This is a genomic window from Pantoea sp. X-Soil-OKNW-713, from assembly GCF_059730685.1.
This window is the reverse complement of sequence record NZ_AP035995.1, coordinates 749,717-770,502: the sequence shown is the minus strand read 5'-3', so window position 1 is coordinate 770,502 and position 20,786 is coordinate 749,717. Positions and strand designations below refer to the sequence as shown.

16 protein-coding genes are annotated in these 20,786 nt (G+C 54.4%); 2 read left to right on the top strand and 14 right to left on the bottom strand.

The window, feature by feature from the left end:
• Window positions 1–101: 101 nt before the first annotated feature.
• The 8 genes from carB to ribF form a co-directional block, all read right to left on the bottom strand.
• Entirely contained in the window at window positions 102–3,326 is a 3,225-nt protein-coding gene (carB, locus tag AC6I8R_RS03450) for a carbamoyl-phosphate synthase large subunit (RefSeq protein WP_021184774.1), read from the bottom strand.
• Between the two features lie 13 nt (window positions 3,327–3,339).
• Window positions 3,340–4,488 carry a glutamine-hydrolyzing carbamoyl-phosphate synthase small subunit gene (carA, locus tag AC6I8R_RS03445; RefSeq protein WP_036626638.1) on the bottom strand — a complete coding sequence of 383 codons (1,149 nt, stop codon included), beginning with the start codon at window positions 4,486–4,488 and terminating at the stop codon, window positions 3,340–3,342.
• A 470-nt stretch (window positions 4,489–4,958) separates the two neighbouring features.
• On the bottom strand, window positions 4,959–5,774 hold the full coding sequence (gene dapB / locus AC6I8R_RS03440) for a 4-hydroxy-tetrahydrodipicolinate reductase (protein ID WP_497831915.1): 816 nt from the start codon (window positions 5,772–5,774) through the stop codon (window positions 4,959–4,961).
• Window positions 5,775–6,019: 245 nt separating this feature from the next.
• The gene (gene ispH / locus AC6I8R_RS03435; protein WP_013507818.1) at window positions 6,020–6,973 is read right to left on the bottom strand and encodes a 4-hydroxy-3-methylbut-2-enyl diphosphate reductase; all 954 of its coding nucleotides are present in this window, start codon (window positions 6,971–6,973) and stop codon (window positions 6,020–6,022) included.
• Window positions 6,954–7,424 (bottom strand): FKBP-type peptidyl-prolyl cis-trans isomerase, encoded by a 471-nt coding sequence (fkpB, locus tag AC6I8R_RS03430; RefSeq protein ID WP_497832736.1) that lies wholly within the window; start codon window positions 7,422–7,424, stop codon window positions 6,954–6,956. The genes ispH and fkpB overlap by 20 nt, the downstream gene beginning before the upstream one ends.
• Before the next feature lie 9 nt (window positions 7,425–7,433).
• Window positions 7,434–7,934, bottom strand: coding sequence for a signal peptidase II (gene lspA, locus AC6I8R_RS03425; protein WP_036626641.1), 501 nt, complete (start codon window positions 7,932–7,934; stop codon window positions 7,434–7,436).
• Window positions 7,934–10,753, bottom strand: a complete 2,820-nt coding sequence (ileS, locus tag AC6I8R_RS03420; RefSeq protein ID WP_497831914.1) for an isoleucine--tRNA ligase — start codon at window positions 10,751–10,753, stop codon at window positions 7,934–7,936. The genes lspA and ileS overlap by 1 nt, the downstream gene beginning before the upstream one ends.
• 27 nt (window positions 10,754–10,780) lie before the next feature.
• Window positions 10,781–11,719 carry a bifunctional riboflavin kinase/FAD synthetase gene (ribF, locus tag AC6I8R_RS03415; RefSeq protein WP_021184779.1) on the bottom strand — a complete coding sequence of 313 codons (939 nt, stop codon included), beginning with the start codon at window positions 11,717–11,719 and terminating at the stop codon, window positions 10,781–10,783.
• Between the two features lie 318 nt (window positions 11,720–12,037).
• Between ribF and rpsT the strand changes: the two genes are divergently transcribed.
• Entirely contained in the window at window positions 12,038–12,301 is a 264-nt protein-coding gene (gene rpsT / locus AC6I8R_RS03410) for a 30S ribosomal protein S20 (RefSeq protein WP_013507813.1), read from the top strand.
• 51 nt (window positions 12,302–12,352) lie between these two features.
• Here the strand turns inward: rpsT and nhaR are convergent, their stop codons facing one another.
• From nhaR to dnaK, 4 genes are all read right to left on the bottom strand, one after another.
• Complete coding sequence (nhaR, locus tag AC6I8R_RS03405) at window positions 12,353–13,255, bottom strand: transcriptional activator NhaR (protein WP_021184781.1); 903 nt, start codon at window positions 13,253–13,255, stop codon at window positions 12,353–12,355.
• A gap of 22 nt (window positions 13,256–13,277) precedes the next feature.
• Window positions 13,278–14,450, bottom strand: coding sequence for a Na+/H+ antiporter NhaA (gene nhaA / locus AC6I8R_RS03400; RefSeq protein WP_415174427.1), 1,173 nt, complete (start codon window positions 14,448–14,450; stop codon window positions 13,278–13,280).
• A gap of 176 nt (window positions 14,451–14,626) precedes the next feature.
• Window positions 14,627–15,769: a molecular chaperone DnaJ gene (gene dnaJ, locus AC6I8R_RS03395; protein ID WP_013507810.1), complete on the bottom strand. Its 1,143-nt coding sequence runs from the start codon at window positions 15,767–15,769 to the stop codon at window positions 14,627–14,629.
• 100 nt (window positions 15,770–15,869) lie between these two features.
• Window positions 15,870–17,780 carry a molecular chaperone DnaK gene (gene dnaK, locus AC6I8R_RS03390; protein WP_013507809.1) on the bottom strand — a complete coding sequence of 637 codons (1,911 nt, stop codon included), beginning with the start codon at window positions 17,778–17,780 and terminating at the stop codon, window positions 15,870–15,872.
• Between the two features lie 292 nt (window positions 17,781–18,072).
• Between dnaK and satP the strand changes: the two genes are divergently transcribed.
• Complete coding sequence (gene satP, locus AC6I8R_RS03385) at window positions 18,073–18,639, top strand: acetate uptake transporter (RefSeq protein ID WP_021184783.1); 567 nt, start codon at window positions 18,073–18,075, stop codon at window positions 18,637–18,639.
• A 36-nt stretch (window positions 18,640–18,675) separates the two neighbouring features.
• On the opposite strand, the gene AC6I8R_RS03380 is transcribed toward satP, so the two are convergent.
• Together AC6I8R_RS03380 and mog are read right to left on the bottom strand one after the other, a co-directional pair.
• Window positions 18,676–19,986, bottom strand: a complete 1,311-nt coding sequence (locus AC6I8R_RS03380; protein WP_415174425.1) for an MFS transporter — start codon at window positions 19,984–19,986, stop codon at window positions 18,676–18,678.
• A 112-nt stretch (window positions 19,987–20,098) separates the two neighbouring features.
• A complete protein-coding gene (gene mog / locus AC6I8R_RS03375; RefSeq protein ID WP_497831913.1) occupies window positions 20,099–20,686 on the bottom strand; it encodes a molybdopterin adenylyltransferase in 588 nt (195 codons plus the stop codon).
• Between the last annotated feature and the right edge of the window lie 100 nt (window positions 20,687–20,786).

Genomic DNA, 20,786 nt, shown 5'->3' with positions numbered 1-20,786 from the left:
AGTCAAATCAATATGTTTCATATAAGTTAACTTATTAACCAGACAGATAAATAAAAAAACGGCCCCCTGAGGAGCCGTTGTTTATTATTTAAGCAGAAGATTTAACCGGTAATTTGCTGATGCATTTCCTGCACAGAAATCACTTTTTCGGTTGGGTCCGCATTCAGTGCCATCGCCGTAGCGAAACCACCGTTCAGCGTGGTGTCGTAATGCACTTTATATTGCAGCGCACTGCGGCGAATCAGCTTGGAGTCCTCAATCGCCTGACGTCCTGCGGTGGTGTTGACGATGTAGGTGTATTCGCCGTTCTTCAGGCGGTCCTGAATGTGCGGGCGACCTTCATGCACTTTGTTCACCAGACGCGGATTGATACCGGCTTCACCCAACACCACGGCGGTGCCGTGGGTAGCATCCAGCTCAAAGCCAAACTTCTGCAACTTCGCCGCCAGGTCAACGATACGTTTCTTATCGCCTTCACGTACTGACAACAACGCACGACCTGATTTCTTCATGTTGCTCTGCGCACCCAACATCGCTTTCGCGAAGGCTTCCGCGAAGGTACGACCCACGCCCATCACCTCACCGGTAGAGCGCATTTCTGGTCCGAGAATCGGGTCAACACCCTGGAACTTGTTGAACGGCAGCACCACTTCTTTCACCGAGTAGTACGGCGGAATCACCTCTTTCGTGACGCCCTGCTCAGCCAGCGTTTTGCCTGCCATCACGCGCGCCGCCACTTTCGCCAACGGAACACCGGTCGCCTTGGAAACGAATGGCACGGTACGTGCCGCACGCGGGTTCACTTCAATCAGGTAGACTTCATTGTCTTTCACCGCAAACTGCACGTTCATCAGACCACGGACATTCAGTTCGAATGCCAGTTTTTCTACCTGCTGACGCATCACATCCTGAATCTCTGCATTCAGAGTGTAGGCTGGCAGAGAACACGCGGAGTCGCCGGAGTGAACGCCCGCCTGCTCGATATGTTCCATGATGCCGCCAATCAGCACGCGCTCGCCGTCGCAAATCGCATCCACGTCCACTTCAACCGCGTCATCCAGGAAACGGTCCAGCAGCACAGGCGCATCGTTGGAAACGGATACCGCCGTCTGGAAGTAGCGCTTCAGGTCGATTTCGTCGTAAACGATTTCCATCGCACGACCACCCAATACGTAAGACGGACGCACCACCAGCGGATAACCGATACCTACCGCTTTCTCCACCGCCTGCTCCAGCGTGGTCACGGTGGCGTTAGCCGGTTGTTTCAGGTTCAGACGTTCAACCGCCTGCTGGAAACGCTCACGGTCTTCGGCACGGTCAATCGCATCCGGGCTGGTACCGATAACCGGTACACCGGCGGCTTCCAACGCGCGCGCCAGTTTCAGCGGAGTCTGGCCGCCGTACTGCACGATGACGCCTTTTGGCTGTTCAATACGCACGATTTCCAGCACGTCTTCCAGCGTAACCGGCTCGAAGTAAAGACGGTCGGAGGTGTCGTAGTCGGTAGAGACGGTTTCCGGGTTACAGTTAACCATGATGGTCTCGAAACCATCTTCGCGCAGCGCCAATGCGGCGTGAACGCAGCAGTAGTCAAACTCGATACCCTGTCCGATACGGTTTGGACCGCCACCCAGTACCATGATCTTATCGCGGTCCTGGTTGGGATTAGCCTCGCACTCTTCTTCATAGGTTGAGTACATATACGCGGTGTCGGTCGCGAACTCTGCCGCACAGGTATCAACGCGTTTGTAGACCGGATGCAGGTTGAACTGCTGACGCAGTTTGCGGATTTCACCTTCAGCCACGCCAGCCAGCGTTGCCAGACGCGCATCCGCAAAACCTTTACGCTTCAGGTTACGCAGGAAGGCAAAGTCCAGCGCCTTCACGCCTTCACGCGCCACTTGTTCTTCCAGGCGCACCAGTTCTTCAATCTGTACCAGGAACCAGCGGTCGATGTTGGTCAGATTGAACACGCCATCAACTGACATGCCAGCACGGAAAGCATCGGCGATGTACCAGATACGGTCAGAGCCAGCATCTTTCAGTTCGCGGCGAATGCGGGTCAGCGCTTCGGCGTCGTCCAGATTCACTTTCGGGTCAAAACCATTGGCACCCACTTCCAGGCCGCGCAGTGCTTTCTGCATCGATTCCTGGAAAGTACGGCCAATCGCCATCACTTCACCGACAGATTTCATCTGCGTGGTCAGGCGATCGTTAGCACCGGCAAATTTCTCGAAGTTGAAACGTGGAATCTTGGTCACAACGTAGTCGATGGACGGCTCGAACGATGCCGGGGTACGACCACCCGTGATATCGTTCATCAGTTCGTCGAGGGTGAAGCCCACCGCCAGTTTCGCCGCCACTTTAGCAATCGGGAAACCGGTGGCTTTAGAGGCCAGCGCCGAAGAACGTGATACACGCGGGTTCATCTCGATAACGATCAGACGACCATCTTTCGGGTTCACTGAGAACTGCACGTTGGAACCGCCCGTCTCAACCCCGATTTCACGCAGTACCGCCAGTGAGGCGTTACGCATGATTTGATACTCTTTATCGGTCAGGGTTTGCGCCGGGGCCACGGTGATGGAGTCACCGGTGTGGATACCCATCGCATCGAAGTTTTCGATCGAGCAGACGATGATGCAGTTGTCGTTTTTATCACGCACCACTTCCATCTCGTACTCTTTCCAGCCAATCAGCGACTCGTCAATCAGCAGCTCATTGGTCGGCGACAGGTCCAGACCGCGTTCACAAATCTCTTCAAACTCTTCGCGGTTATAGGCGATGCCGCCACCGGTGCCGCCCATGGTAAAGGAAGGACGGATGATGCACGGGAAGCCAACATCTTCAGCCACCGCCAGCGCCTCTTCCATGGTATGCGCGATACCGGAACGTGCGGTGTCCAGACCGATGCTTTTCATCGCCACGTCAAAACGGCGACGGTCTTCAGCTTTATCGATCGCGTCGGCAGTCGCACCAATCATGGTCACGCCGAATTCTTCCAGCACGCCCTGACGCTCCAGCTCCAGTGCGCAGTTCAGCGCCGTCTGGCCGCCCATCGTAGGCAGCACGGCATCCGGGCGCTCTTTTTCGATGATTTTACGCACCACTTCCCAGTGGATCGGCTCGATGTAGGTTGCATCAGCCATCTCCGGGTCAGTCATGATGGTGGCCGGGTTGGAGTTCACCAGAATGACGCGGTAGCCCTCTTCACGCAGCGCTTTACACGCCTGCGCACCCGAGTAGTCAAATTCACATGCCTGGCCGATAACGATCGGACCTGCGCCAAGGATCAGGATGGATTTTATGTCTGTACGTTTTGGCATCGTTAGCTCCTGATTACTTCGCGTTAGAACGGTAGGCTTCAATCAGTTCGATAAAGTGATCGAACAGCGGCGCCGCATCGTGCGGGCCTGGGCTGGCTTCCGGATGTCCCTGGAAGCTGAAAGCCGGTTTATCGGTACGGTGAATGCCCTGCACGGTCTGGTCGAACAGCGACACATGGGTCACGCGTAAATTTGCCGGTAAGTTGCTGTCATCAACGGCGAAACCGTGGTTCTGTGCGGTGATCATCACGGTGTTGTTGTCGAGATCTTTTACCGGATGGTTGCCGCCATGATGGCCCAGCTTCATTTTGATGGTTTTCGCACCGCTTGCCAGCGCCAGCAACTGATGACCCAGGCAGATACCGAATACCGGGATATCGGTATTAAGGAAAGACTGAATCGCGCTGATGGCGTAATCGCACGGCTCCGGGTCGCCAGGGCCGTTGGAGAGGAAAATACCATCCGGGTTCAGCTTCAGAACGTCTTCAGCAGACGTCTGCGCCGGCACCACCGTCAGGCGACAGCCACGGTCTACCAGCATGCGCAGGATATTGCGCTTGGCACCAAAATCGTAGGCAACTACGTGGAATGGCAGCTCTGCCGCTGACTTCTGCTCCGGCAGATCGTCTTTCAGCGTCCAGCTACCTTGCTGCCACGGATAGGTTTCCGCCGTCGTCACTTCTTTTGCCAGGTCCATGCCTTTCAGGCCCGGAAAGGCTTGTGCCTTCTGCAACGCCAGAGCGGCGTCCGGATTGTCACCGGCGATGATGCAGCCGTTCTGTGCCCCTTTTTCACGCAGCAGACGCGTCAGCTTACGGGTATCGATATCGGCAATGGCGACGATGTTGTTGCGCTGCAAATAGGCTGACAAGCTCTCTTCACTACGGAAGTTGCTGGTAATCAGCGGCAGGTCGCGGATAACAAGGCCTTGAGCATGAATTTGACTGGACTCTGCGTCGGCGGCATTAGCGCCAACATTGCCGATATGGGGATAAGTGAGGGTGACGATCTGGCGGGAATAGGAGGGATCAGTGAGGATTTCTTGATAACCGGTCATTGACGTATTGAAAACGACCTCCCCCACTGCCGATCCCGTTGCCCCGATGGCCCGACCGTGGAATTGGGTTCCGTCTTCCAGAACCAAGAGCGCTGACTTAATCAAAACATCCTCCAGGGAATAAACAGTCACAATATTTGCATATTAATTCAAAATAATGTCCTGAATCAATGCAAAAACCGCCTGACCGGTCGATTTTTGGCAAATTGCGCGCATTCTAATGATCGACCCGCACCTTGTCTACCCTGAGACGTTATTTTTTTGTTTTTTTCGGGCAACTGAATGTTAAAAGCAACAGAAACCGACAAAAGAGCGAGACAACCTGGAAAAATAAACGGTTGCGAGGCGGAAATAATCTGAAAGTCGTGCTACCGGGATGATAATTTTGACCAAATGGTCAAAAATGACGTTTTTAAGGATAAAAAACGATCACAAACAACGAAAAACATGAGTCTGAGCATTAAAAAATAACGAAGACCATTTTTTTAAGGCAAAATAAAGGGCAATAATATTATTGCCCTATTCAATCAATGTCTTACCGATTGAAATAACCACATCACGATGGTTCACAACACTCACAACATCGATAAATCCAGCACATCACGCATGTCATAAAGGCCAGATTTCTTGTCTTTAAGCCAATAAGCGGCTTTTACGGCTCCATTTGCAAAGGTCATGCGGCTGGAAGCCTTGTGGGTAATCTCAACGCGTTCCCCGATATCTGCAAACATCGCGGTATGTTCACCGACGATATCACCGGCGCGAACGGTAGCAAAACCGATGGTTTGCGCTTTGCGCTCACCGGTATGGCCTTCACGCGCGTAGACGGCGTGCTCGTCCAGTTTCCAGTCCATTGCTTCAGCAATGGCTTCACCCATCGCCAGCGCTGTGCCTGATGGTGCATCAACTTTATGACGGTGATGCGCTTCTACGATTTCAATATCGGCATAATCGCCCATCACTTTTGCGGCTTGTTTCAGCAGTTCCAGCACCAGGTTCACACCAACGCTGAAGTTGGCCGCAAACACGATGCCAATCTCTTCTGCCGCAGCACGAATCGCCGCTTTACCTGCCTCATCAAAACCGGTGGTACCAATCACCATCGCTTTTTGGTGCTGGCGGCAAAAAGCCAGGTATTCCAACGTACCTTCCGGGCGAGTGAAGTCGATCAACACGTCGAAGTCATTGACCACCTGCTGCAAATCCGCAGTGATGATCACCCCGGTCTTGCCAATACCTGCCAACTCACCGGCGTCACTGCCGATCAATGACGAACAGGCACGCGCCAGCGCAGCACCTAGCACGACGCCTTCCGCCTGCTGCGCGGCCTGAATCAAATTGCGTCCCATGCGACCCGGCGCACCAACAATAGCAATGCGGATTTCACTCATATTTATTCATTCCTGATACAAATCTATGCATGCAAAGCGCAAACAGGTTAACGGTCAGATAACAGTCACGCCACAATAAAAAAGGGATAATAAGAATTTTATGCCAGCCGCGTCAGATTATCAGTAAAAGCAATCTCACCAGGTGGAAATCGGCTTGCGCGGGTTGGTGTAGCGGCGCGATTTATCGCGCGTCTTTTTGCCTGATCGAAAAAAGCGCGATAAATCGCGCCGCTACGGGGAAGGGGTTACTGCACGTTGCGCACTTCTACACGCAATTCTTTCGGTACTTCAAACACGATGTTTTCTTCGCGGCCAATCAGCTCAATCGCTGCTTCACCACCCAGATCGCGCAGGCGCTGAATCACCTGCTGCACCAGAACATCCGGCGCGGAAGCTCCAGCGGTCACACCTATGGTGGTCACGCCCTTTACCCACTCTTCCTGAATATCATCGGCAGAGTCGATCAGCTTCGCCAGCTTACCGGCGCGTTGTGCCAGTTCCGCCAGACGATTGGAGTTGGAGGAGTTTTTCGAACCGACCACCAGCACCACTTCAGCATCACGCGCCAGCACACGCACCGCTTCCTGGCGGTTGGTGGTGGCATAGCAGATATCATCTTTGCGTGGCCCGATGATCGCCGGGAAGCGCTGACGCAGCGCGTCAATCACGTCCGACGTATCATCAACGGACAACGTCGTCTGGGTCATAAAGCACAGGTTGCTTTCATCTTTGACCTGCAATTTGAACACGTCTTCCGGCGATTCCACCAGATACATGCCGCCGTTGGGGTTGCTGTATTGCCCCATCGTGCCTTCCACTTCCGGATGGCCTGCATGTCCAATCAGAATGGCTTCGACGCCTTTACGGCTGGCGCGTGCCACTTCCATATGCACTTTGGTCACCAACGGACAGGTGGCATCAAACAGCATGGTCAGATTACGCGCCTTCGCCTCAGCACGTACCGCCTGAGATACCCCATGCGCGGAGAAGATCAGGATAGCGTCATCCGGCACTTCGCTGATCTCTTCGATAAAGATGGCACCGCGTTCGCGCAGGCTGCTTACCACATAGCGGTTATGCACCACTTCATGACGTACATAGATTGGCGCGCCGTACATCTCCAGCGCGCGCTCAACGATGCTAATGGCGCGATCCACGCCCGCACAGAAACCACGCGGGTTAGCTAACAGGATTTGCATCGCTTGCCTCCAGGACCGGATCAATCTCCAGCACTTCAATCTCAAACTGAATGCGCTGACCCGCCAGCGGGTGATTGAAGTCTACGGTGATGGAATCACCAGAGACTTCACGGATCACCCCCGGCATTTCGCTGCCGCCCATGCCGCTGAACAGCATGATGGCACCGACTTCCGGCTCGCCTGCATCGATAAAATCACGACGCGAAAAGTATTGGATCAGGTCCGGACTGATGCCACCAAAGGCATCTTCCGGTGCCAGGGTAAAGTTGTGCTTGTCGCCCACTTTACGTCCCAGCAACTCCTGCTCCAGCGCCGCCGACAGGCTGCCATCACCGAGACGAAACAGCGCGGGTTTGCCATTGGCGCGCGTCGATTCCGCTGTCGAACCATCTTCCAGCTTCAGCGTAAAATGCACCAGCAACGCGCTATCGCGCTGTACAGAGTCTGTCATCATTTACCCTTAATCTTTAACCTGTTTGCCTTTTGGGCTTAAGAAGCCCTCCAGCACCACCAACGCGGCACCGATACAGATGCCGCAGTCAGCGATATTAAAGGTCGCGAAATGCCAGTCACCGATATAGAAGTCGATAAAATCGACCACAAAACCGTGATATGCGCGATCAAACAGGTTACCTAATGCCCCGCCGATAATCAGCGCATAAGCAATGTTGGTTAATTTGTTACGAGCCGGGTTGCGATACATCATCACCAGCAACGACACCACAATCGCGATGGCGATACCGGCAAAGAACCAGCGCTGCCAACCGCCTTTATCCGCCAGGAAACTGAACGCCGCGCCATAGTTGTGCGCGTAGAACAGATTCAGGAACGGCATCAGCGGTCGCGTTTCGTGCAGCATCATGTTGTTCATGACCCACTGCTTACTGGCGAAATCGACCACAATCACCACCAGCACCAGCCACAGCCAGCGCAATCCGGTTGAGAAAATCGCTTTACTCATCAGGCAAACTTACGCTCTTCGCCGTTACCGGCTACGTTGGTATAACAACGTCCGCAGACCGCCGCATGTTCCGGGTTCTGACCGACGTCGGTAGTGTAATGCCAGCAGCGCGGACATTTCTCGCCTTCTGCTTTATGCAGCGCGATTTTCAGACCTTTCAGCAATTCGCTCTGCTGCGCTTCATCACTCGCGGTGGCGTAATCTGCCACGGTCGCGCCGGAAGTCAGCAGGACAAAGCGCAGTTCGTTACCCAGCGCCTGCAATTTCGCCGCCAGCTCTGCATCTGCGTATAACGTCACCGTTGCTTCCAGCGCACCACCGATACGTTTGTCGCTACGCGCCTGCTCAATCACCTTGTTGACTTCGCCGCGCACTTTCAGCAGCTCAGCCCAGTAGGCATCGTTGAGGGTTTCATCATCAGCCAGACCAAACAGACCGTCGTACCACTCTTCGGTGAAGACGTATTGCGCACGATCGCCCGGCAGGTAGCCCCAAATTTCGTCAGCGGTGAAAGACATGATCGGTGCCATCCAGCGCACCAGCGCTTCCACGATATGCCACAGTGCCGTCTGGCAGCTGCGACGCGCCAGGCTGTCGCCTTTAGCGGTGTACTGACGGTCTTTGATGATGTCGAGATAGAACGACCCCATCTCAATTGAGCAGAACTGCATCAGACGCTGAATCACTTCATGGAAATCATAATTGGCGTATGACGCGACGATATCTTTCTGCGCGTCCAGCGCACGGCCAACGGCCCAACGATCCAACACCACCATCTCTTCCGGGCTGACTTTATCGGTCGCCGGATTAAAGCCGTTCAGGTTCGCCAGCAGGAAGCGCGCAGTGTTACGGATACGACGATAGGCATCTGCGGAACGCTTCAGAATTTCATCGGACACCGCCATTTCGCCAGAGTAGTCGGTTGATGCCACCCACAGACGCAGAATGTCAGCACCCAGCTTATCCATCACGTCCTGCGGTGCCACGGTGTTGCCGATAGATTTCGACATCTTGCGGCCCTGACCATCCACGGTGAAACCGTGCGTCAGTACCTGGCGGTACGGTGCTTTGCCCTTCATCGCCGTGGAGATCATCAGTGAAGACATAAACCAGCCGCGATGCTGATCCGAGCCTTCCAGATACATATCCGGGTTATGGCCTTCAAATTCCGGGCGTGCATCAACGACGGCATAGCTGGTTGATCCTGAATCGAACCAGACATCCAGCGTATCCGGCACTTTGGTGTAGTTGTCGGCGTCATCGCCCATCAGATCGCGCGGGTCCAGATCCCACCACGCCTGAATTCCGTCCTGCTCGACACGCTGCGCCACTTTTTCCATCAGCTCCAGCGTATCCGGGTGCAGCTGCTCGGTTTCGTTGTGCACGAACAGTGCCATCGGCACACCCCAGGTGCGCTGACGGGAGATACACCAGTCCGGGCGGTTGGCGACCATCGCTTCGATACGCGCCTGGCCCCAGTCCGGGATCCACTGCACGCCTTTGATCTCTTTCAGCGACTGCGCACGCAGACCTTTCTGATCCATGCTGATAAACCACTGTGGGGTGGCACGGAAGATGATCGGCGTTTTATGACGCCAGCAGTGCGGGTAGCTGTGCAGCAGTTTTTCCACATGCAGCAGCGCGCCTTTCTCTTTCAGCAGCTCAACAATCATATCGTTGGCTTTAAACACGTTAACGCCATCCAGCGTCGGATAGGTACCTGGCAGGTAGGTGCCATCCGGACCAACCGGGTTAGCCGTTTCGATACCGTATTTCTGACCGATAACGTAGTCGTCCGGACCGTGGCCAGGCGCGGTATGCACTGCACCCGTACCAGCTTCAAGGGTGACGTGCTCGCCCAGCACCACTTTCGACTGGATCTGCTCCAGGAACGGATGCTGGAACAGTTGCAGCTCAAGCGCCGCGCCTTTGCATTCGCCCAGCACACGCCAGTCGCTGATGCCCGCGCGTTTCATCACGCTTTCCACCAGATCTTTGGCGAGGATCAGGCTGCGGCCTTCGATCTGCAACAGTTGGTAGTCGAATTCCGGGTGCAACGAGATGGCACGGTTAGCGGGCATGGTCCACGGGGTAGTGGTCCAGATCACCAGAGAAACCGGGCCTTCAGAAGCAGATACGCCAAATTTGGCGCGCACCGCATCGGCATCTAACGCGTTAAACATCACATCGATGGAGGGTGAGGTTTTGTCGTAATATTCGACTTCCGCTTCCGCCAGTGCTGAGCGGCAGTCCAGACACCAGTGCACCGGCTTCGCGCCCTTGTGCAGGTGGCCGTTGCCGATGATTTTACCCAGCGCACGGATGATGTTGGCTTCGGTCTGGAAGTTCATGGTCAGGTAGGGACGATCCCAGTCGCCCAGCACGCCAAGACGGATAAAGTCTTTTTTCTGCCCTTCCACCTGCTCCGCCGCGTACTTGCGGCAAGCTTCGCGGAATTCAGCCGCGCTGACTTTCTCGCCCGGCTTACCAATCATCTGCTCAACTTTGTGTTCAATCGGCAGACCGTGGCAGTCCCAGCCCGGAACGTAAGGCGAATCAAAGCCCGCCATGCCTTTCGACTTAACGATAATGTCTTTCAGAATCTTGTTAACGGAGTGACCAATATGAATGCTGCCGTTCGCATAGGGAGGGCCATCATGCAGAATAAAGGTTTTTTTCCCTTTTTTGGCTTCGCGGATGATGCCGTACAGGTTGTCATCATACCAACGTTGCAGCATTCCCGGTTCGCGTTTGGCCAGATCGCCACGCATCGGGAACCCCGTTTCCGGCAAATTCAGGGTAGATTTATAGTCACTCATCAGATTCTCGGTTCCGTATTTCGGTCATTAAACCGGTGTTTTTAGCCCAAAAAATTGTCGGGCCGTCACCACATCTTTCGCTATTTGTTCTTTCAACGCGTCCAGCGAGGCGAAACGCTGTTCGTCGCGAATCTTCTGTTTCAGTACCACATCAATGTGGCGTCCATAGAGATTCATATGTGTGTCAAGCAGGTGAACTTCAAGCTGCTGACGCAGACCTTTTACCGTCGGACGCGTACCAATGTTGGCAACGCCGGGGATCGGGTGTTCACCCAGGCCCAGTACTTCAACCGCAAATACGCCTTTCACCGGCGTTACTGTGCGGCGTAAAGGGAGATTGGCGGTGGGAAAACCAATGGTACGGCCCAGGGCATCACCATGCACCACGCGGCCTGAAATGCTGAAGGGATGGCCTAACAACGCCTGCGCCTGGACAAAATCATCCTGCGCCAGCGCCTGACGCACCGCAGTACTGCTGATGCGTTTGCCGCCATCACAAAATGTCTGGGTGCTGATGACATCAAAGCCATATTCCACACCGGCTTTCTGTAATAACAGGAAATCCCCCTGGCGACCAGCGCCAAAGCGGAAATCATCACCAACAGCGAGAAATTTAACGTTCAGTTTCTCCACCAGCAGTTCAGAGATGAAAACCTGTGCTGAATGGGCAGCAAAACGACGATCGAAGCGAACACATAACACCGCATCGACGCCGGCCTGCTTAAGATACCTCAGCTTTTCACGCAGACGCATCAGACGAGCCGGGGCTTTATCGCCCGCAAACAGCTCCAGCGGCTGCGGTTCGAACAGCATCACGATCACCGGCAGCTGACGCTTACGTCCCTCTTCGACCAGCTCCGCCATCAATGCCTGATGGCCACGATGAAAACCGTCAAAATTACCAATGGTCAGGACGCAGCCGCGATGCTGCTGAGTGAGATTGTAAATACCGCGGATAAACTTCATGGCTGACTCAAACCGGTGGAAATCGGCGGATTATACCCTCGAATAGCGTTCAGGTTAACCCGTCTGCGTGCCTTTCCTGCTTCTGTTACCGCTTATTCCGCGTGCAGGCAGTAGCTTAGCGGCGATCTGAAGAATTTTGTTGTGAAATACTGTATTCAGCGCGGTGTTGCTGGTAGAATCTTGCGCCATCAATTACGTAACCGGGTGTCGTTTGTAAAACGGCGCTTATTTGCACAAATCCATTGACAAAAGAAGGCACAAAAGGCATAGTCCTCGGCCTTTGATTTGTCCATATAGAACACATTTGGGAGTTGGACCTTGGCTAATATCAAATCAGCTAAGAAACGCGCCGTAACATCTGAGAAACGTCGCAAGCATAACGCGAGCAACCGTTCTATGATGCGTACTTTCATCAAGAAAGTATACGCGGCTATCGCAACAGGCGACAAAGCTGCTGCGCAGAACGCATTCAACGAAATGCAACCGATCGTGGACCGTCAGGCTGCTAAAGGTCTGATCCACAAAAACAAAGCTGCACGTCATAAAGCAAACCTGACTGCACAGATCAACAAACTGGCTTAATCGCCTGTCTGTTAATCGCTTTGTGAAAGAACCGGCGTTAAGCCGGTTTTTTTATGCCTGCGATTTGCCGCTAAACAACGCGCTGAAGTCGCGATGACAGATGCGTTGTACCGCCGGATGCTGGATCATGCGCTCGGCAAAAATCACATGATACTCCTCCATCACCGCATCCAGACGACCAATTTCCTGGATAGCCTCATCGCGGTAGACCGCTTCACCATACAACGTGGGGGCCACGAAAATCGCGTTGTGCTGCGCGCCAAACGCTTTCATCAGCGCCGCATCATCAAATTCACCCAGAATTTCGACCTGTAATCCCTGACTGTGAATCCAGTTGAGTAGCTTACGTCCCAACATCGAACGACGACCGGGGATCAGCAAGCGACGCTGTTCAAGGCAGGCGGGAAAAGTCTGTTCCGGCCACGGGGCATAACACCAGAAGCTCACCGGGCATTCCCCCAGCTTCACCGAAAACAGCCCCTCCTGCTGCGTTGAATCAATCGGGCAGTCCGAGACAATCATATCCAGCTTATGCTGGCTTAATTGCTCCAGCAGCATCTCATGTGTCGATTCAAAGCAGCGCAGATGAATCTTCTCATCCGCGACCACTGCCGCCTCCAGCACCTGACTCACCAGTTGCTTGGAGAGCGCATCCGCAATACCCACATCAAACAGCAGGTTTGACTCTTTGCGATAGTTGACGATATCGAGCATCTCCTGGCTGAGCATAAACATTCGGTCGGCATAGCGGAACACCAGTTGCCCCAGCTCCGTCGGCACCAGACCGCGGCCCTGCCGACGAAACAATTTGCCTTGCAGACGCTCCTCCAGCGCCTTGATCTGCCCGGTGATGGTTTGTGGCGTGAGGAACAGTGCCTCTGCCGCTCCGACAATCGATCCCTCACGGCACACATGCCAGAAGTAATACAGATGGTTGTAGTTGATATGTGACATCTGGCTACCGCCTTGTATTAGGTTACGCCGCCTGACGCGGCAGACGCCGCCACAGCAGCAAGTAACCGACCACCGCCGAGATTATCGAACCCAGTAAAATGCCCAACTTCGCCAGCGTAATCAGCTCAGGCGCGGCTTCACCGTATGCCAGCGAGGCGATAAAGATCGACATGGTAAAGCCAATGCCACACAACACGCCGACAGCCGCGATATCACGTAGCGAGGTGTTATCCGGCAATTTTGCCAACCCGGTTTTAACGCTGAGCCAGCAGAATAAGGTAATGCCGAGCGGTTTACCGACAAACAGGCCGAGCATGATGCCAAGCGGCAGCAACGAGAACAGGCTGCCTGGTGTCACCCCGGCCAGCGATACCCCTGCGTTAGCAAAGGCAAACAACGGCAGAATCAGCCAGCGTACCCACGGATGCAGCGCGTGTTCCAGGTGGATTGCCGGGGAGTGACCATTTTTCTTCTCCAGTGGGATCAGGAAGCCCACCACCACGCCCGCCAGCGTGGCATGCACACCGGATTTCAATACCGCCGTCCACAACACCAGCCCAACCAGCAGATAGAGGCCGGTATTACGTACATTCAGCAAATTCATGATGCCGAGCACCGCAATCGCGCCAGCCGCTACCCCCAGCGATACCATCGACAGATCATTGGTGTAGAACAGCGCAATAATCACGATAGCGCCCAGATCGTCAATGATCGCCAGCGCCATGAGGAAGATCTTCAACGCTGGCGGCACACGGCTACCCAGCAGCGCCAGGATACCCAGGGCAAAAGCGATATCGGTCGCCGTCGGGATCGCCCAACCGCTGCGCGTGGCCGCATCCCCGGCGTTAAACAACAGGAACAGCAGTCCCGGTACCAGCATGCCACCAACGGCAGCAATCAGCGGGAAAATCGCCTGGTCGCGGCGTGCCAGTGCCCCCATGACCATTTCGCGCTTCACTTCCAGACCGACCATCAGGAAGAACACCGCCATCAGCGCATCGTTGATCCAAAGCAACAGGTTTTTACTGATATCCAGTGAGCCAAAACGAAACTCCACCGGGATTCCAAGCAGGTCAAGATAGCCCTGCTGGGTGCTGGCGCTGTTGGCCAGCAACATGGCAATGGCTGCGGCGATGATGAGCACCACCCCGCTGGTGGCGTCACTATTCAGGAGTTTTTTCAATCGGATATTCACGTCCAGGTTCCTTGTCGCAGAGCGAATAATGAAAAGGCGGTTAGCTTAGCGACAATATTAGATCGAAAAAAACAGATTATTTATTAGGTCGGGTTCGAAAAAACCGAATGATCGTGGCGATCAGGAAATAAAAAAGCCAGCGACGCAGCGCTGGCTTTCAGGTAAGTCGCGCAGACTTAGCGGGTTAAATCATCAAAAAACTTCTTCACGCCATCGAAGAAACTCTTCGAACGCGGGCTGTTTTTCTCACCGGTCGGGCCGCCAAAACTCTCTTCCAGTTCACGCAACAGCGCTTTCTGTTTGTCGTTCAGGCTAACCGGGGTTTCCACCACCACGCGGCACAGCAGATCGCCCACGGCACCACCACGCACTGATTTCACGCCTTTACCACGCATGCGGAACAGCTTGCCGGTTTGCGTTTCTGACGGTACTTTCAGCTTCACACGGCCATCCAGAGTCGGCACTTCAATCTCGCCACCCAGTGCAGCCATCGCAAAGTTGATCGGTACTTCACAGTACAGGTTGTTATCTTCACGCTCGAAGATCGGGTGTTTTTTCACTGACACCTGAACGTACAGATCGCCCGCCGGTGCGCCATGCTCGCCCGCTTCCCCTTCGCCGCTCAGACGGATACGATCGCCGGTATCAACACCTGCCGGGATTTTCACTGACAAGGTTTTCGAGCGTTCAACACGACCGTGGCCATGACAGGCGTTGCACGGATCTTTGATCACCGAGCCACGGCCATGACAGGTCGGACACGCCTGCTGTACGGTAAAGAAGCCCTGACGCATCTGCACCTGGCCTGCACCATGACAGGTTGGACAGGTTTGCGGTTGAGTCCCGGCTTTCGCCCCGCTGCCGTGGCAAACATCACACTCTTCCAGGGTTGGAATGCGGATCTCTTTGGTCACGCCGCGTACCGCTTCTTCCAGCGTCAGGTCCATGTTGTAGCGTAAATCGGCGCCACGGGCAGCGCGCTGACGGCGACCACCACCAAAGATATCGCCAAATACGTCGCCAAAGATATCGCTGAAGTCAGCACCGCCACCGAAGCCGCCGCCGCCAAATCCACCGCCACCCATGCCGCCCTGTTCGAAGGCCGCATGACCGTACTGATCGTAGGCCGCACGCTTCTGCGCGTCGGTCAGAATTTCGTAGGCTTCCTTAACCTCTTTGAATTTCGCTTCGGCTTCTTTATCGCCCGGGTTACGGTCCGGGTGATATTTCATCGCCAGGCGCTTGTACGCCTTTTTGATTTCGCGCTCATCTGCCGATTTAGAGACGCCTAAGATCTCGTAAAAATCACTCTTCGCCATCTTCTGCCCTTAACATGATCGCACGGGCGTGGAGAGATCTCCTACGCCCGTGCTGGTTTCAACGGCTGTCAGGCCAGCCGTCGCGCCCGGTCAGGGGCAATTATTTTTTATCTTTAACTTCTTCGAATTCAGCGTCGACAACGTCGTCATCTTTCTTCGCGGAAGCGTCGCCAGCGTCTGCTGCGCCAGCCTGAGCCTGCTGCTGTGCCATTTCCATCAGCTTGCTGGAAACCTGCATCAGAGCCTGCATCTTCGCTTCGATGTCAGCTTTGTCTTCGCCTTTCAGCGCAGTGTTCAGATCGTTCAGCGCAGATTCAATCGGGGCTTTGTCATCGGCAGACAGTTTGTCACCCGCTTCATCCAGCTGTTTACGGGTGCTGTGCGCAATCTGGTCGCCCTGGTTACGCGTCTGCACCAGCTCTTCAAATTTACGGTCGGCTTCGGCGTTCGCTTCAGCGTCACGTACCATTTTCGCGATCTCTTCTTCGTTCAGACCAGAAGACGCTTTGATGGTGATCTTCTGCTCTTTACCGCTGTTTTTGTCTTTCGCTGATACGTGCAGGATACCATCCGCATCGATGTCGAAAGTCACTTCAATCTGCGGCATACCGCGCGGTGCAGGCTGGATACCGTCGAGGTTAAACTGGCCCAGTGATTTGTTATCGCTGGCACGTTTACGCTCACCCTGCAACACATGAATGGTCACGGCAGACTGGTTATCTTCAGCAGTTGAGAACACCTGGCTGTGTTTGGTCGGGATGGTGGTGTTCTTGCTGATCAGCGAAGTCATCACGCTACCCATAGTTTCGATACCCAGTGACAGCGGGGTTACGTCGAGCAGCAGGACGTCTTTCACGTCACCACCCAGCACGCCACCCTGTACCGCAGCACCTACGGCAACGGCTTCATCCGGGTTCACGTCTTTACGCGGCTCTTTGCCAAAGAATTCTGTCACTTTAGCCTGAACCAGCGGCATACGGGTCTGACCACCGACGAGGATCACGTCGTTGATGTCAGAAACCGACAGGCCAGCATCTTGCAGAGCGACTTTCAGCGGCTCGATAGAACGCGCAACCAGATCTTCGACCAGCGATTCCAGCTTCGCACGGGTCACTTTGATGTTCAGGTGCTTAGGACCGGTCGCATCAGCAGTGATGTACGGCAGGTTAACGTCAGTCTGCTGAGCAGAAGACAGCTCGATTTTCGCTTTCTCAGCCGCTTCTTTCAGACGCTGCATCGCCAGCGGATCGTTGTGCAGATCGATGCCCTGATCTTTCTTGAACTCCGCAACGAGGTAGTTGATCAGACGGCTGTCGAAGTCTTCACCACCCAAGTGGGTATCACCATTGGTTGCCAGAACTTCAAAGGTTTTCTCGCCATCAACTTCATCGATTTCGATGATAGAGATATCGAAGGTACCGCCGCCCAGGTCGTACACCGCGATGGTGCGGTTGCCCTGACCTTTGTCGAGGCCGTAAGCCAGCGCCGCCGCAGTCGGTTCGTTAATAATACGTTTCACTTCCAGGCCCGCGATACGGCCGGCATCTTTGGTTGCCTGACGCTGTGCATCGTTGAAGTACGCCGGTACGGTGATAACCGCTTCAGTCACTGGCTCACCGAGGAAATCTTCCGCGGTTTTCTTCATTTTTTTCAGCACTTCAGCAGAGATCTGCGGCGGAGCCATTTTCTGGCCTTTCACTTCCAGCCAGGCATCACCGTTGTCAGCTGCGGCGATTTTGTACGGCATGATTTTGATATCACGCTGCACTTCTTCGTCCTGGAAACGACGGCCGATCAGGCGCTTAATCGCGAACAGGGTGTTCTGCGGGTTAGTCACCGCCTGACGTTTAGCCGGTTGACCGACCAGAGTTTCGCCATCCTGTGTATAAGCAATAATTGAAGGCGTGGTACGATCACCTTCGGCATTTTCCAGCACGCGTGCTTTGGTGCCGTCCATAATCGCAACACAAGAGTTGGTTGTACCCAGGTCAATACCAATAATCTTACCCATCTAAACGTCTCCCACTTAAATTCTTTGCCAAATTGGGTTGTGAAGCAGAGATGCGGGCATGTTTCGCCGCTTTCAACTGCCTGAGCAGGCTTTTTTTCCTGCACCACAACTCTCGATGACAACTAGATGGGGCCGCTTCGAAGCGCATCAAGGGTTAAAACTAAAAAAATTTTAATTATCTCTCCCCACTCAGATCAAAGATGCCGGGTAGCTGGCTGATTATTATGCTGCGCCCCGTCTGACTAACGGGATAAGACAACATTCAGATATTAATAATTACCTTTGAGGAACTATGCGTAACATCACTCTGGCGAACCCTGCGCCACTGGGCTTAATGGGCTTTGGTATGACCACCATTCTGCTCAATCTGCACAACACCGGACTCTTCGCGATGGATACCATCATCCTGGCGATGGGCATTTTTTATGGCGGCCTCGCGCAAATCTTTGCCGGTCTGCTGGAATTTAAGAAAGGTAACACCTTCGGCCTGACGGCATTTGCCTCTTACGGCAGCTTCTGGCTGACGCTGGTCGCGATTCTGCTGCTGCCGAAAATGGGGCTGTCGGAAGCCGCTGACAGTCATTTCCTCGGGGCTTACCTTGGCCTGTGGGGCGTGTTCACGCTGTTTTTATTCTTTGGCACCCTCACCGGCCCGACTATGCTGCAATTTGTGTTTGCCAGCCTGACGGTGCTGTTTGCCTTGTTGGCGATTGGGCATCTGCTGGATAACGCGCTGCTGGTGCGCATTGCCGGTTGGGTTGGTCTGATCTGTGGTGGTAGCGCCATCTATCTGGCGATGGGTGAAGTGCTGAATGAACAATGGGGCCGCACCGTGCTGCCGATTGGTCAACCACGCTGAATCGCAACGCGGAGCCTGAAGGCTCCGCGTAATCATTTATGAAGAATGAATGGATGTCTCAAACTGCACGCTTTCCTGCCGGTTATCACGTAACAGCCACACCCCTACTGCAAATCCAATAACCGCTAACGCCAACACGTACCATGCCGGTGCCATCGGTGTCAGACGCATAATCAAGGTCACGCTAATCGGCGTCAGGCCGCCAAAAATGGCGTAGGCGACGTTATAGGAGAAGGAGATACCGGTGAAGCGCACCGCTGCCGGGAAGGACCGAACCATCACAAACGGTACAACCCCCACCACGCCAACGCTCATCCCCGCCAGACCATACCAGACAAACAACATCTCCGGCGCACTTCCTAATTGATGGAAGAAGTTCCAGCTACCGATCGCCAACAGCAACGAACCGATCATCAAGGTGCGCGCCGCTCCGATACGGTCCACCAGCCAACCCGCAATCACGCAGCCAAACAACAACATCACCGTAGCCAGGCTATTGGCCTGTAAGCTCAGCGCCGCCGGAATCGCGTGTTGTTTTTGCATCAGCGTCGGAGCCATCAGAATCACTACTACGATGCAGGCGGAGAGCAACCAGGTCAGCAGCATCGAAATCACGATGCCGCGTTTGTGTTGGGCCAGGATGGTTTGCAGTGGCAGCTTATCCGCCAGCGCCTTGCGCTGCTGCATTTGCTGAAACACTGGCGTTTCATGCAGCCAGCGGCGCAAATACATTGCCAGCAAACCAAACACGCCACCGAGAAAGAACGGGATGCGCCAGCCATGCGCGGCAATTGCCGCCGGAGAGAGCGAAGTATTGATGATGGTTGCCACCAGCGAGCCGAGCAAAATCCCGGCAGTTAAACCGGCGGTTAACGTGCCACAGGCAAAACCCACGCGTTTTTCTGGCACATGCTCCGCGACAAACACCCATGCGCCCGGCACTTCGCCACCAATCGCGGCCCCCTGTAACACGCGCAACAGCAGCATCAACAGCGGCGCAGCGATACCAATGCTGTCGTAAGTCGGCAACGCCCCCATTGCCAACGTCGGCAGAGCCATCAGCAGGATACTCAGACTAAACATCTTCTTACGGCCAACTTTGTCACCAAAGTGCGCCATGATGATGCCACCAAGCGGGCGCGCCAGATAACCTGCGGCAAAGATGGCAAAGGTCTGCACCTGACGCAGCCATTCCGGCATATCCGCCGGGAAGAAGAGTTGGCCGATCACCGCAGCGAAGAACACAAAGATGATGAAGTCGTAAAATTCCAGCGCCCCGCCAAGGGCGGCCAGCGACAGGGTTTTATAATCCTGTCGGTTGAGGCGACGAGTTGCGAGCGAATCCATAACGTAGCGGTATCCAGAGGCAAAAAAATCTAGTTGTAAAGTTACGCTTACTATACCGTAAATTTTTTGCCACACCAGTACGTCTGAATTTTATGCCTGAAAACGGCGATATTCAGACGTTTGTCTCACGCCTCGCGCTTTTTGGCCGAAATGCTGCTACCACTACCGGGTCAGTCTCGACATAAGGCCCGTCAAGCAGCTGTAAACAATACGGTACAGTCGCGAAGATACCCGGCACTTTCACCACGCCGTCATCTCCTTTCAGTCCTTCCAGCGTTTCTTTGATCGATTTCGGCTGCCCCGGCAAGTTGAGGATCAGCGACTGTTTACGGATCACCCCCACCTGACGTGACAGGATCGCCGTCGGGACAAATTGCAGGCTGATCTGGCGCATCTGCTCGCCAAAACCGGGCATCTCACGATCGGCAACCGCAAGGGTCGCATCAGGTGTCACATCACGGCGCGCAGGCCCCGTACCGCCCGTGGTCAGTACCAGATGGCAGAACAATTCATCCACCAGCTCGCAAATCGCCTGTTCGATCATCGGTTGTTCATCCGGCACCAGCCGGGTTTCAATCTCAAATGGCGTCGTTAATGCGCTGCCAAGCCAGCTTTCCAGCGCCGGAATGCCCTGATCCTGATAAATGCCGTTCGCCGCGCGATCGGAAACGGAAATCAATCCAATACGTAATGTATCCATAGAGTTATCGCTGTGATGCATGAGGGGGATAAAAAGAAGAATAATACAAAGCAAAAGGGAGAGAAAACCTTAAAACCGTGGCGGGCAGCCTGTGCCGCCA